This window comes from Glutamicibacter uratoxydans (genome assembly GCF_050753455.1).
GTDB classification, from domain to species: Bacteria; Actinomycetota; Actinomycetes; order Actinomycetales; family Micrococcaceae; genus Glutamicibacter; species Glutamicibacter uratoxydans_A.
Genome location: NZ_CP192736.1, coordinates 1288550 through 1302000, shown reverse-complemented (window position 1 = coordinate 1302000; position 13451 = coordinate 1288550). Strand labels below are relative to the sequence as shown.

At 58.4% G+C, this 13451-nt stretch carries 10 protein-coding genes; 3 read left to right on the top strand and 7 right to left on the bottom strand.

The window, feature by feature from the left end; all coding sequences use genetic code 11:
- Positions 1 to 10: 10 nt before the first annotated feature.
- The 3 genes from ACQQZ8_RS05970 to ACQQZ8_RS05960 all read right to left on the bottom strand — a co-directional run bounded on the left by ACQQZ8_RS05970 (position 11) and on the right by ACQQZ8_RS05960 (position 3883).
- Positions 11 to 2095 carry a hydantoinase/oxoprolinase family protein gene (locus ACQQZ8_RS05970; RefSeq protein ID WP_431711768.1) on the bottom strand — a complete coding sequence of 695 codons (2085 nt, stop codon included), beginning with the start codon at positions 2093 to 2095 and terminating at the stop codon, positions 11 to 13.
- A 251-nt stretch (positions 2096 to 2346) separates the two neighbouring features.
- Positions 2347 to 3126: an IclR family transcriptional regulator gene (locus ACQQZ8_RS05965; RefSeq protein WP_431711767.1), complete on the bottom strand. Its 780-nt coding sequence runs from the start codon at positions 3124 to 3126 to the stop codon at positions 2347 to 2349.
- A 388-nt stretch (positions 3127 to 3514) separates the two neighbouring features.
- Complete coding sequence (locus ACQQZ8_RS05960; protein WP_431711766.1) at positions 3515 to 3883, bottom strand: META domain-containing protein; 369 nt, start codon at positions 3881 to 3883, stop codon at positions 3515 to 3517.
- Between the two features lie 110 nt (positions 3884 to 3993).
- Here ACQQZ8_RS05960 and ACQQZ8_RS05955 point away from each other — a divergent pair, with 110 nt between their 5' ends.
- From ACQQZ8_RS05955 to ACQQZ8_RS05945, 3 genes are all read left to right on the top strand, one after another.
- Positions 3994 to 5640: an ABC-F family ATP-binding cassette domain-containing protein gene (locus ACQQZ8_RS05955; RefSeq protein ID WP_431711765.1), complete on the top strand. Its 1647-nt coding sequence runs from the start codon at positions 3994 to 3996 to the stop codon at positions 5638 to 5640.
- A gap of 189 nt (positions 5641 to 5829) precedes the next feature.
- On the top strand, positions 5830 to 6939 hold the full coding sequence (locus tag ACQQZ8_RS05950; RefSeq protein ID WP_431711764.1) for a fatty acid desaturase family protein: 1110 nt from the start codon (positions 5830 to 5832) through the stop codon (positions 6937 to 6939).
- Positions 6940 to 7099: 160 nt separating this feature from the next.
- Positions 7100 to 7759, top strand: a complete 660-nt coding sequence (locus ACQQZ8_RS05945; RefSeq protein WP_431711763.1) for a phosphoribosyltransferase — start codon at positions 7100 to 7102, stop codon at positions 7757 to 7759.
- Here the strand turns inward: ACQQZ8_RS05945 and ACQQZ8_RS05940 are convergent.
- From ACQQZ8_RS05940 to ACQQZ8_RS05925, 4 genes are all read right to left on the bottom strand, one after another.
- Positions 7756 to 9255, bottom strand: a complete 1500-nt coding sequence (locus ACQQZ8_RS05940; RefSeq protein ID WP_431711762.1) for an MFS transporter — start codon at positions 9253 to 9255, stop codon at positions 7756 to 7758. The two genes, ACQQZ8_RS05945 and ACQQZ8_RS05940, sit on opposite strands and share 4 nt — an antisense overlap.
- A gap of 498 nt (positions 9256 to 9753) precedes the next feature.
- The gene (locus ACQQZ8_RS05935; RefSeq protein WP_431711761.1) at positions 9754 to 10734 is read right to left on the bottom strand and encodes an HAAS signaling domain-containing protein; all 981 of its coding nucleotides are present in this window, start codon (positions 10732 to 10734) and stop codon (positions 9754 to 9756) included.
- 141 nt (positions 10735 to 10875) lie between these two features.
- Positions 10876 to 11796 carry a sugar ABC transporter permease gene (locus ACQQZ8_RS05930; protein WP_431711760.1) on the bottom strand — a complete coding sequence of 307 codons (921 nt, stop codon included), beginning with the start codon at positions 11794 to 11796 and terminating at the stop codon, positions 10876 to 10878.
- Complete coding sequence (locus ACQQZ8_RS05925) at positions 11796 to 13379, bottom strand: ABC transporter permease subunit (protein ID WP_431711759.1); 1584 nt, start codon at positions 13377 to 13379, stop codon at positions 11796 to 11798. Before ACQQZ8_RS05925 ends, ACQQZ8_RS05930 begins: the two co-directional genes overlap by 1 nt.
- Positions 13380 to 13451: the final 72 nt, after the last annotated feature.

Sequence of the window (13451 nt, the reverse complement as noted above, 5' to 3'; positions counted from 1 at the left end):
CTTCAAAAGATTAGTTGGTTGGCTCGATGAGGTAATTGCCTTGGGCATCGACGGTTAATCCGTAGCCCTTGACCAACACCACGGTGGTAGTGGGTTGTTCGATAATGGCCGGACCAGCAACATAGTTGCCACGGCGCAAGGCCAGGCCGTCAAATGTTGGCACCTCGATCTGTTCCCCGCCAAATACTGCGAGGCGGGGGCCCTTGGCTGCGGCTTGCGGATCCGCGCCGGCAGGTTCGTCATCTTGCAGAACCGGCTTGTCGGTGCGCCCCAGTGCGGTCAGACGCAGGTTGATCAGTTCAGTTTGTTCACCGGGCATTGAATAACCATTCAGTGCCTCGTGGTGCGCTTCGAAATCTGCCACCAGCTTGAACAGGTCTTCCTCGGTCAGCGATTCATCGAAAGCAAGCTCAACCTCGATTTCATCGAATTGTCCGATGTAGCGCAGGTCGGCCGAGAATACCAGTTCGATATCTTGTTCCTGGACCTTCTCGGAGCGCAAGGTGTCAAGAGCCTCGGTGCGCATTTCACGGAAGACGGCGCTGACCTTGTCTACTTCGAGACCCGCGATATCGGAGACGAAGGTTCGGGCATACATATGCTTCAGGTCAGTGAGTAGGGTTCCCACCGCACAGAAGACCGAGGATTCACGCGGGACGATCACCTGGCCGATACCCAATTCCTGGGCAATGGCCACCGCATGGATCGGTCCGGCTCCACCGGCCACCACTAAGGTGAACTCTCGGGGATCATATCCTCGTTTGACCGACACCTCATTGATGGCCTCAGCCATGGTGGCATTGACCACCCGGAAAATCCCCTCGGCAGCGGTCAGTAGATCCAGACCCAGTGGTGTACCGACCTTGTCCATTATCGCGCTGCGGGCCGCTTCAACGTCCAAGTCGAATGCACCGTCACCAAACATGGTGGGATTCAGGTACCCCAGGACGAGGTCGGCGTCGGTGGAGGTGGGGTTGGTGCCACCGCGACCGTAACAGGCCGGCCCCGGGTTTGCGGTGGCACTTTGCGGGCCAACCCGCAGAATGCCACCGGAGTCTACCCAGGCCAAGGAGCCGCCCCCGGCTCCGACCGTATGAATATCCAGCATCGGTAGCGCCACCCGGTATCCACCAATTTCGCTGTCGCTGGTCAGCAACGGTTCCCCATCACGCACCAGGGCCACATCGAAACTGGTGCCGCCCATATCTACGGTGATCACGTTCTGCGAGCCGTGACGGCGCGCATACTGCAAGGCGGCTTCGGGGGCTGCCGCCGGACCGGACATCAACGCATTAACCGCCATGTCGCTGGCCACCTGCGGGGACATGACCCCGCCATTGGACTGTACGATCAGCAGGGTACCGGCAAAGCCACGATCGGTGAGTTTCTTTTCGATATTGGCCAGGTAACCTCGCAATTTGGGTCCCACAAAAGCGTTGAGCGTGGTGGTGCTGTGTCGTTCATAGGCCCTAATCTGTGGCAGCACATCGCTGGAGAGGGTGATGAAACGTCCTGGAAGTTCTTCAGCCAAAATTTCGGCGGTACGCTGCTCATGGCCGGGGTCTAGGAATGACCAGAGGTAGGAAACAGCTATCGACTCCACCCCGGTTTCACGGAAGTGTGCGGCTACTTCGCGTACCCCAACTTCATCCAGGGCCACAAGTTCGGTACCCGTGGCGTCGATCCTGCCGTGTACGGTGCCAACCAGGTCGCGAGGTACCAGGGGAGCTGGCGGACCGTATTTGGAATCGTTTTGCCGTTCCCGGATCCCGCGGCGCATGTTCAGCAGGTCGCGGAAGCCCTCATTGGTCACGAACCCGGTTTTAGCTCCCTGACCCGTGAGCACCGCATTGGTGGCAATGGTGGTGCCGTGCACAATGGTGGTGATCCCGGCCATGAAAACTTCGAGGGATTCACCGTTCGCCTTAGCCGCCTTACTCAACCCGGCGAGCAACCCCTCGGAGGGGTCATGCGGGGTAGTTGGCGATTTGTAGATTTTCCCGGTGCCATCGGCTTCCACGACGAACAGGTCGGTAAAGGTTCCACCAATGTCGATTCCGACGCGACGGCCGACTGGGCTGGATGCTTTGCTCACTGATTGCTCCCTAGGTCAAAAATTGGGCAGGGTGAAGTGCCGAGAGTGGTTTGGGCTTTTATCCTTCTGGTGCCGATCAGGACCAGAGAATGCGGATGATTCGCGGCTCGATCTTGAGTTGAAACTGTAATCTGGAGCACTATGCCCGACAAGAGGCTTGTTCGGACTACCCGAACAGCCGTGGATTATTTTCGGAACCAACAAATTCGAAAGGGTAGTGCCGGGGCCAGTGCAAATAACTCGCAGACAGGTCAGTTACCGGTTTTTCGTACGGATCGTTCTTCCAACTCGGGCAGTGGAGGATGAGATAATCGCTCGGAGGCTTCGATCAGGGCTTGGGCATATTCTGCGGCATGCTGATCAAATTTGTATTCTAGAAAGCTCAAGGTCAACGCCCAGGTGGCATCACCTTGCCTGTTGCGGATCACCGCGGCCACACAACACATGCCCTCCAGAGTTTCCTCGTGATCCACGGCGTAGCCGCGCCGACGCACCAGCTCGAGATCCCGCGCCAATTTCTCCACCGTATCCAGCGACTTCTCGGTCATTTGAGGTAGTCCCGGCCCGGGAAACAGCTCATCGAGTTGCGGGCTGGCTAGGTGCGCGAGCAACGCCTTACCGCCCGCGGTGCAGGTGGAAGGCAAGCGTTCACCGACCCGGGTGAGACTGGAGCGGACCCCTGACTGGATGACGACCTTTTCCAAATAGACCACCTCGGTCCCATACCGCGAAACGAGTTGAGCCGTCTCACCAAAGCGCTCAGCTAACAGCTGTAGCTCCGCTCTTGCGGGCCTGGCAATTTCCGAGGTCGCCCTGGCCCGCAGTCCAAGTTGGAAGGAACGCCAACCCAAGCGATAGTTCGCTGCACCGGATTTACGCAGAAGCCCCAATTCCACCATTGATTTCAGATGTTCCCACGCGGTAGTTTTCGGTAAACCTAAAGCCCGGGATACTTCGCTGACGGTCCATTCGGGGATATCGGAAGAAAACAAATCCAGGATTCTGGTGGCCCGATCTAGACTTTCGATCATGACTAGTTTTCACGCTTCCATCCATAGTACGTTCGGTGCGCCATGGCAAAGGATCGGTAGCACGATGCTGTCATGCCCCTCGACATAGTACCCGTGGCTGCTTACATCGTAGTATCCAGACCTGCCACCACTACCGTCACCGTCTGCCTGCGTTGTCTTATCTAGTGATTTATTGCCTATTTACTCGAATGTTGGGCAACTTTTGGGCAATGCGCTGTCTAGAACTGGAGGTTCGAGCAGCCCAGTGGCCTCTTTTGCCTGTGCACGATGAACACGGTGGGGCGGCCGTGTGTGCCAGTTTGTCAACGTTTGACTACCAGCGCTCAAGTTCCACAGTATCGCCAGCGTATTCAATTCCGAGAGGTCCTCACACCACCACGTGGCGGGGTCAGGAATCGGTACGCCGCAATTTTCCAATTTCGGTTCCATGCACGTCACGGACCTTCAGGGTATCGCGCGCAATGCTGGCCGAGTGGATTCCGTTGAGCCAGGTGTCCACCCCTTCGCAAAACATCTTCGTGGAAGCTATTTCACCTAAACTCAGTTCCGCCCTCGCGACACTCCACTGACCCATTACCCTGTTACAGCCATCACTACCGCTGAGCGTCCCATCCTTCGCAAATTCCAGCCAGGGTTGCCCCGGTTCTTGACTCCCCCAGATTCCTACAATCCGTGGTTCCTGGGGCTGGTTCACCGCACAAGCGGCACCAACCGTTAGTAGGGATAGTAGCAACAGAGCAAGCGCTAGTTGTTTCATATCCCGAGCGTAGTCCAGCAACTGGTAGCCGAGGAAGGCCGGTACATCGTGCGCAAGCTCTCTTACGCCTCAGACTGATGCAGGGGCCAAGCAAACCTAGAATAGGGTCTATGAGCGCAACACTCGTGGCCAAGGACCTCACAGGCGGCCACGCCCACCGAACCCTGTTTTCCAACCTCAACTTCACTCTCTCCCCCGGGGATGTGCTAGGTGTGATGGGTGCCAATGGGGCCGGAAAATCCACCCTGCTACGGCTCTTGGCCGGGGTAGATGAACCCCAGGGCGGAACCGTGTCCACCGCCCCGGATCAGGCCTTTATTGGCTGGATGCCGCAGGAACATGAACGGATTGCGGGCGAAAGCATCACCGCCTATCTCTCACGGCGCACCGGATGCGCGCACGCCACCGAGGCCATGGAGTCCACCGCCGAACAGCTAGGATCCGGGGCTCCCGGGGCCGATGATGCCTATGCTGCTGCCTTTGATCATTGGATGGCCAGTGGGGCTGCCGATCTGGAGGACCGTGCACCTGCCGTGTTGGCCGAACTGGGGCTTGAGCTTCCCGGCGACACCCTGATGACCGCCCTGTCCGGTGGCCAGGTGGCCCGGGTGGCGTTGGCCGCCTTGCTGCTCAGCCGCTTTGACATTGTGTTGCTCGATGAACCAACCAATGACCTGGATCTGGCAGGGTTGGAACGCCTGGAATCCTTTATTACCTCCTTACGCACCGGGGTGGTATTGGTGTCCCATGACCGTGAATTCTTAGCCCGCTGCACCACCGGGATCGTGGAGCTGGACCTGGCCCAGAATTCCGTGGCCGTCTATGACGGCGGCTACGAATCCTATCTGGAGGAACGGGCTATTAACCGGCGTCACGCCCGCGAAGCCTACGACCAATTCGCCGGACAGAAAGCAGACCTGGTGGCCCGGGCCCGCACTCAACGTGAATGGTCTTCACAGGGCGTGCGGAACGCCATGAAGAAGTCCCCGGATAACGACAAGATTCGCCGGCGTGCCAATACCGAGTCATCGCAGAAGCAGGCACAGAAGGTACGTCAGATGGAATCGCGGATCTCGCGTCTGGAGGAAGTGGAGGAACCGCGGAAGGAATGGGTACTGCAGTTCGAGATTGCCACTGCCCCACGGTCCTCCTCGGTGGTATGCACCCTGAACAATGCGCAGCTGACACTCGGTGATTTCACCTTAGGTCCGATCTCCGCCCAGCTGAATGTGGGCGAACGGATTGGGATCACCGGACCCAACGGTGCGGGAAAATCCACGTTACTCAAACTCATGCTCGGTCGTTTGACCCCTGATGCGGGGAGCAGTTCGCTCGGTTCCTCCGTGCAGATCGGCGAAATTGATCAGGCGCGCAGCTATCTGCCGCCCGAGGACCTTTTAGGTGCGGCATTTGAAGCGGCGGTGCCGGACTTCTCCCCCGCCGAGGTGCGCACACTGCTCGCGAAGTTCGGTTTGAAGGCGGATCAAACCGCGTCACCGGTGAAGAACTTGTCCCCTGGCGAGCGTACCCGGGCCGGGATGGCACTGTTACAGGCTCGCGGGGTGAATCTGCTCGTTCTTGATGAGCCCACCAACCATTTGGATCTGCCCGCCATTGAACAGCTGGAGGAAGCTTTAGAAAGCTACACTGGCGCTTTAGTGTTGGTGACCCATGATCGGCGGATGCTTGAAAATGTGTGCTTGGATCAACGGTGGCATGTGGAAGCTGGTCAGATCACCGTCGGTGTGAACGGTTAAAGCCCGGCGTCATTCGTACTAGCCCGCGCCTCGATGTCTCGGACGCTTGCTGAGCTTTGGAAGTGCTAGCTGGATTGCACGTCATGATCAGTCACCACACAGCATTTCACCGTAGACTTCAATCATAGGAGTTGAGACTTTCAGTTCTTTCGACTGAAAAGTCGCCGCTACACACCCAAGGACCTTTACTTGAGTAGCACCTCTTCCACATTGTCCGCTCCACGTACAGAACAGAAAACTGTTCGTCCCGGAGATCCGCAGAGTTTTTTCCATGTCAAAGCTTTGGTGGGTGAAGCCGGTTTGACCGGTCGCCGCCGGGGACACTACCTGATCATGGGTTTGGTGTTAGTGGCCCTCTTCGGCGGGATTGTTACCGGGTTCATTTTGCTGGGCGACAGTTGGTTTCAGCTTCTGATGGCGGCGGCTTTGGGTATTTTGCTGACCCAGTTTGCGTTCTTGGCTCATGAGGCCGCTCACCGGCAGATCCTGTCCTCAGCGAAAACCAATGACAAACTCGGCCGCTTTCTGGCCAATGTGGTGGTGGGGATCAGCTACCAGTGGTGGATGAATAAGCACAATAAACACCACGCCACCCCGAACACCGTGGGCAAGGACCCGGACATTGAGTGGGACACCATTTCCTTTCAGCCCGCTGATGCGCAGCGTCAGCGCGGGCTGCTGAAGTGGATCACCGAACGTCAGGGCTACCTGTTCTTCCCGCTGCTGACCTTAGAGGGCTTGAACCTGCATTATCAGTCCATCAAGTACCTGTTTGTGGGCGAGCGGGTGAAGAACCGTGGACGTGAACTGACAGCGATCGCGCTTCGCATTGCCATTTACCTCGGATTGGTTTTTGCGTTCCTTCCCGTAGGCATGGCTTTCGCCTTCGTCGGGGTTCAGTTGGCCGTGTTCGGCGTGTACATGGGTGGGTCTTTTGCCCCGAATCATAAGGGCATGCCAATGGTGCCGAAGGAACAGCGTATCGATTTCTTCTCCCGTCAGGTGCTCACCAGCCGCAATGTGATGGCCAAGAGCCGTTGGGGCAATGAGATCCTGTCCATCGTGTATGGTGGCCTGAACTTCCAGGTCGAACACCACCTCTTCCCCTCAATGCCACGCGCCAACCTGGCCGCAGTCTCCGACATTGTCCGGAAGTACTGCGCCGAACATCAGATCCCGTACACGGTGGCTACGGTTCGGCAATCCTACGCCTCGGTGATCACTTATCTGAACAAGGTCGGACTCTCGGCCCGCGATCCCTTCGACTGCCCCATGATCGCCAGCTACCGCCAGTTCTAGTACGCCAAAACCCTTCGCCGAGTTTCGCCAAGCAGCCGGTGTTCCCCGCCGTTCGGATTCTCCGGCTGGCTCGGTTTTCCGTGCGCCAAGCACTGAATCCGTTGACCTGTAGCCCTCGGTTGACTGTTGCTATGACGTTTAATCAGGAAGACTAAATAGTATGCAACGGGCACACCAAGGGTTTTCGGATCGGACACAGGCTGGCGCCGCATTGGGATTGGCGCTGGCCACCGAGTTGCCAGCCGGCGAATACGTCGTGTTGGGCCTCCTGCGCGGCGGCGTGCCCATCGCCGCCGAAGTAGCCCACGCTTTAGGTGCCGCTCTCGGCGCTTTAGCAGTACGCAAGCTCGGGGCACCGAGCAATCCCGAACTCGCGCTGGGAGCATTGGCCCAGTACAGGGGCGAAGAAGACCGGGTACTGAATGCCGAACTGTATCGCCGTGCTAGCAGATCCTTCGGGCTCGATTCGCTGGAAGACACCGAAACTGCCGCGCGACAGAAGCTGAGCGCATTATCCGACCAGTTCGCGGACTACGCCCCTGAGCTGACCGACCGCATCGTCGTGCTATGTGATGATGGGCTGGCTACCGGCGCGACCATGAAGGCGGGACTGGCGCTTGTAAGAAAATTCCAGCCAGCCATGTTGATCGCCGCGGTTCCGGTGGCAGCCCCGACCGAACTCGATGAACTCAGCCGCTATGCGGATCGAAGTTTCGCTCTGATTCGGCCCCAAGAATTCAATGCCGTGGGTGCCTACTACGAAGATTTCACTCAGGTCACCGAGCAGCGAGTACACCAGTTACTTCGTGCTGCCGGCTAGTGGCCCAGCACATCGGCAAACTCGTGTCCCTTACGGTGATCGATGATCGCAACAATCAACGTCAACACCACCATGATGGTAATCGCCACGAAACCGACCGTCATCGCCGTATGCCAGGCACCGGTAATCAGCTCGGTGGCATAGTAAATGGCGGTAATGACAGCCAGCCCAACAGCGGTACCGATACGCTGTGAGGTCTGCATGAGCCCTCCGGCGCTCCCCGAGTTGGCAACCGGGACATCCATCAGTGTCAATGCTTGGTTTGGGGAGATAATCGCCCCTTGGGCTAGGCCAATGAAGCTCAGGGTCAAGAGCATCCACCAGATGCTCACCATTCCAACGGCCTGAAGCTCCACGACCAGCATGGTGCTGAACAACCCCAGTAAGGCGCTAATAATGCCCCAAATCACCAGTTTGCGTCCCAAGGACACCACATGTTTGCCGGCCACGTGAGAACTCCACGCCGAGGCCAGAGCCGCGGGTAGGCCGACCAGCCCGGCTTCCAACGGGCTGAGCCCCTGCGCCTGCTGCACATAGACCGCAACCAACACCCACACGCTAGAAACACCCATGAAGTAGAACCCGGCAATCATATTTCCCAGAGTGAAGGAGCGAATCTTAAACAGCTGAAGATCTACCATGGGTTCGCGGCCCCGGGTTTTGTAGTTCTTCTCCCAGAGGATCCATCCGGCCAGCAAGAACAAAGCCACCGGCAGCAACCACCACGTCCACGGAATATCGCGGGCAACAACGAAGGGAATCATGAGCGCGAGGATCGCCAGCCCCAGCATGATGCATCCCACCGGGTCCAGGTCTGCCCGCTGCTTCGCTGGTTTCTTCGGTTCCTGCGCAGTACCGGGTTTTTCGACTTGCGGCTGATAACGCGTGAAGAGGGGTTTAGGCAACCAACGAATAGCCAGCAGAATGGCGATTAGCCCGATCGGAACGTTCACTAGGAACGTTGAACGCCACCCAAAATCTTCGCCCAATCCTTCGACAAGGAAACCGCCCAGCACCGGGCCAATGGCAACAGAGACACCCACCATCGTTCCCAAGGCGCCATAGGCTCGTCCACGTTCGGCACCGTGGAAATGTTGCTGAATCATGCCCAGCACCTGTGGGTTGAGCAGTCCTGAACCTAAACCTTGGATGAAGCGGGCAACATTCAGGCTGGTCGCGTCGGGGGCGAATCCCGCCAGGATTGAGGCTCCGGTGAAGATGACCAGCCCGGCGAGGAAGATCAGACCCCGCCCGTAGACATCCCCGGCCCGTCCTGCGGCAACCAAGACCACGCCGAAAGTCAGCGCATATCCCGAGAGCACCCATTGCAGGTCTGCTTCGGTGGCACCGAGCGTATGCTGAATGGCCGGCAGGACCACGTTGACGATACTCACGCCCACCAGCGACATGAACATGGTTGCTAGAAGCACCACGAGCATCTTCCAGCGGGCGGCCGAAGAGAGTGGTTCCGACCCGATTGCCCCGCGCTGACCCATAAATCCCCTTACCCAGTCCCGCTGCCGCTCACCTATTCGGTTTTGCTAATATTCGAAGGCTATCGGAAATCAGAGTAAATGTACCCACGTGAGCAGTGGGTATGACGAAGTTGAGGACGCTGGGCGTGTCATTGCACGAAATTTCCGAGCCCATGGGGCGGGGTCCGGTCGCCGCACACCGGCACGTGGGCGGAGCCTACCGTCAGCGTCATAGTCCGGTACGAGAGCTTCGAGTACGGAGAACACTCCCACGTACTGAGTTGGCCCCCACCGTTGGACTAGCTGAATCATCGGCCGGGTTCATGCGATTTAAGCTGCCAGAGCTGTTCTTGACGGAGTCAGCAAAACCTTACTTTATCCCTCAGCCATGGGTGATGTCCGTGTTTTCCGAGGATCATCCGCTGTCCCGCTACGCCACGTGGGAAACGAGCGACTCGACGTAGTGCATCCTGGAAAACTCGACACCATAGCTCCCGGCATCACCGCACTGGAATCACGCTAGAGCAGCGCCAAAAGATTCGCTGAACGTCGGTTCCACATATTCCCCGCCAATCCGAGGTGACCGACTATAAAGAGCAGCGCGCCGCTCAAGAAGGTGACACTGAGCAATGTCAGGGCAATCCCGGCATATAGGATGAGGCCTAGGCCGCAGGCAATCAGAGCGATCTCGGCCCAGCGAGCACGCATGAGGTGACCGATCGCCGGAATCAGTAGTAGTGCTGGCAGCAGCATCAACCACAGTGGTTCTTGCCCCATCCATCCTGCGAAGACCGCGCTGGCTGCCAGCAACACCACCAGCATGGTCCCCACGCTGCGCCACGTCCACCCCGGGCGTCCCATGGAGTTACGTATCAAAACCGGTGGAACCAGCACCTGAGTCCACAACAGCACCACCGCAGGTAGCAAGAATAAGCCAATACCCTCCCCGGCTAGTACCGCCACTACACTCATCACCACGGCTCCGAGCAGTTGCAGCCAGATCCCGGCTTTCCCATCGATCATCAGCGGGGTGAGGCTAAAGAGCCCCGGGACCAGTGAGACGAGCACCGCCGGGAGCAAGGACAGATTGATCCAGCTCGGATCCGCTCCCTCGACATACCCGAAGGACAGGTCCGCCAAGCTGAAGGCCTCGAAACCCAACATGACCGAGATGCTGGCACCGGGTGCGAAGAGCAGTACCGCGGCGGTTAAGAGGGCAAAGGCGAAGGTCGGCCACGCCAAAATCCGGGTCAGGAAGTGACGACCGCTAGAGACTTGGAGAGCTTCGGGCTGTACCCGGGCAAAGTTGGCGGCATAGCTTTCCGCTGGGCCAAGGGCGGCGATAATATCTTGCGGGTTGCGGCCGCGCCGCGGTAAGGTCGCCAGCCGGTTACGGGTTTCGCGCAGGATTCGTGAACGTTCGTCTGGTTCCAACTCTTGGAGTGCGATCCTGAGCTGCTCGAGGTACTCGCGGGCGGCTTTGGGCAGACGTGCGGCCATCAAAGGATCCTTCGTTCGGGCAGAGGCATTCCTCTTCATGGTGCCACAGCCCGAACTTGTTCAGGCGGAGCACGCCGTACTGCCTCCCACAGGATCGCAGTCCCTGCGGGGAGCAACCCTCCATGCAGCGAACCGGATGGGTTACTTCACCGAACCAGCCGTCAGCCCACCAACAATATACTTCTGCAGGAAGAGGAACAGCGCCATCACCGGCAGGGCGGCCAGCACCGCGCCAGCAGCGAAGACCGACCAGTTGGAGGTGAATTCTTCGGATACGTATTGGTAGAGACCCACTGCCAGGGTCTGGTTTTCCGGCGAGACCAGCACCACGGAGGCGATCACAAAGTCGCTGGTGGTGGAGATGAAGGACAACAGTCCCACCACCGCCAGGATCGGGGCCACCAGACGCAGGATGATGGTGAAGAAAATCCGGGCATGGCCGGCCCCATCCAGCTTGGCGGCCTCATCGATTTCGACCGGGACGGTGTTAAAGAAGCCATACATGAGATAGGTGTTCACTCCCAGCGCGCCCCCGAGGTACACCATAATCAGGGCCAGCTGGTTGTCAATCCCCAGAGCAGGGAACGCATCACCTAGGGTGCTGAGCAGAATAAAGATCGCCACCACGGCCAGCAGCTGCGGGAAAATCTGTACCACCAGCAAGGTCACCAGACCGAAACGCCGTCCTTTGAAACGCATGCGCGAGAAGCTGTAGGCTGCCAAGGCGCCGAGAAAGACCGAGGCCACTGCGGTGGTCAGCCCGATGACGAGGGTATTGCCGAACCATGCGGCAAAGGGGCGCTGCGGATCATCAAAGAGCTTGGCATAGCTTTCAAAGCCGATGGTGCTAAACAGCCCGTTCGAGGATAACAGTGTGCCATTGGGATTCAGCGAGGCCGAGAGAACATAGAGCAGTGGGAAAGCCGCATAAATGACTAGGGCGACTCCGATCAGGTGCCGCCACCCGGTGGCCGCAAACCAGGCACCAAAACTCCGGTGTTTCACCGGTTGTGGTTTGCCAGGACGTTCGGTGCTGCGAGGCGTTAGTGCTGTGCGTGTCATTAGTTCAGATCCTCCAGTGCCTTGGTCTGCTTAAAGCTGATGATTCCAATGACAGCCACCACCAGGAAGATGATGATGGAGAACGCGCTGGCCAGACCGTAATCGCGTTGGGCACCCACGAAAGCGACCTTATAGACCATGGAGATCAGAATGTCGGTGGACCCCACATTCAATCCGCTGGTCTCAAGCCGTGGTCCGCCCTCGGTGAGCATGTAGATCACGTTGAAGTTATTGAAGTTAAAGGCGAAGGAGGAGATCAATAGCGGGGCTACCGAAACGAGTAACAGGGGCAGTTTGATCAGCCGGAAGGTCGCAAAGGGGCCGGCGCCATCGAGTTTGGCGGCCTCGGAGAGTTCTTCCGGGATTGATTGCAAGGCGCCGGTACAGACTAAGAACATGTAGGGGAAACCTAGCCAGAGATTCACCCAGAGTACCGAGAATTTGGCTAGCCAGGGGTCGGTGAGCCAGGGGATGGAACTTCCATCAAAGAGCACTTGGTTGACGAAACCAAAGTCGCGGTTAAGCATCCCTGCCCAGACTAGCCCGCCAAGGAAGGCCGGGAACGCGTAGGGCAGAATCGAGAGCACCCGGTATATCTTCCGCCCCCGCATCCGCTGATCGTTGAAGACAATGGCCAAGAACAACCCTAAGAAGAAGGTGGTGGCCACCGACAGGAACGCAAAGACGAAGGTCCAAACGGTGACCGACAATAGGGAAGAGCGGATCGATGGGTCGGTGAGTGCGCGGGTGAAGTTATCAAAACCCACGTTAATCGACCAGCCGGGCATCAACTGTTGTCCGTCGGCGGCGGTAAAGGCTCCCACACCGGTGTCCGAATACACGGTCCCGGTGCGGGTATCGGTCATGGTGTCCGCTTCTTCATCCCACACCAGGGTCGAGGTGTACGGATAGGCGGTACGTCCATCGGTGGTTCGCAGGCTCCCGGCCTCCGGGTCATCGGAGATGGCCACCTGCAAGGAGGTCACCTCCTGCTGTCGGGAGAGCAGATCAGCGAAATTCAGTCGGGTGTACTCGCTGAGCTCGGCCGGATCGATGGGGGCCAGCGCGTTCTCGGTATCACCCCAGAGAGTCTGCCCGTCGCGTTCCACCAGCAGCGAGAGGTCTTCCCCATCGCTCAGAATGGTGACCGGCAGGCCGGTGGATTCTGGAACTCGTTCTTGGGTGGACTGCAGCAGGGACATCACCGCGTCATCCTTATCCGAGTTATGCCCCGACCCATAATTGGTGAAGGCAATGTACCCGGTATACCCGATAACAAATACTTGGAAGATCAGCAGGAAAACTGTGCCCGGGATCAGGTACTTGGCCGGTAACCAGCCACGTTTGAAGTACACCACGTTGATCACCAGGGTCAGCACCCCGATGACCACCGCAATGAGGATCGAATCGCGCACCAGCGCGGTAAACACCGCAAAGACGGCGGTGGCATCGAGCACCGCAAGCATCGCAATTTTCGCCAGCAGCACTCCCGGTCCCCCGCTGGCTTCCCGCACATAGCGGGCCGCGGTACGCTCACGCGAGCTGCGCCGCGAACCGGGCTTCTGGCTGGTTGTCAGTGTCATCGATTGTCCCTCACCACTGGTGTCGGTACAACGCCGGGGTGTGGGGGCGCTTGCCCCACACCCCGGCGTTGT

Coding starts and splice junctions, on each gene's coding strand:
- ACQQZ8_RS05965 (WP_431711767.1), bottom strand. CDS start 3,126: ATGATCGAAAGTCTAGATCGGGCCACCAGAATCCTGGATTTGTTTTCT.
- ACQQZ8_RS05960 (WP_431711766.1), bottom strand. CDS start 3,883: ATGAAACAACTAGCGCTTGCTCTGTTGCTACTATCCCTACTAACGGTT.
- ACQQZ8_RS05955 (WP_431711765.1), top strand. CDS start 3,994: ATGAGCGCAACACTCGTGGCCAAGGACCTCACAGGCGGCCACGCCCAC.
- ACQQZ8_RS05945 (WP_431711763.1), top strand. CDS start 7,100: ATGCAACGGGCACACCAAGGGTTTTCGGATCGGACACAGGCTGGCGCC.
- ACQQZ8_RS05940 (WP_431711762.1), bottom strand. CDS start 9,255: ATGGGTCAGCGCGGGGCAATCGGGTCGGAACCACTCTCTTCGGCCGCC.
- ACQQZ8_RS05935 (WP_431711761.1), bottom strand. CDS start 10,734: ATGGCCGCACGTCTGCCCAAAGCCGCCCGCGAGTACCTCGAGCAGCTC.
- ACQQZ8_RS05930 (WP_431711760.1), bottom strand. CDS start 11,796: ATGACACGCACAGCACTAACGCCTCGCAGCACCGAACGTCCTGGCAAA.
- ACQQZ8_RS05925 (WP_431711759.1), bottom strand. CDS start 13,379: ATGACACTGACAACCAGCCAGAAGCCCGGTTCGCGGCGCAGCTCGCGT.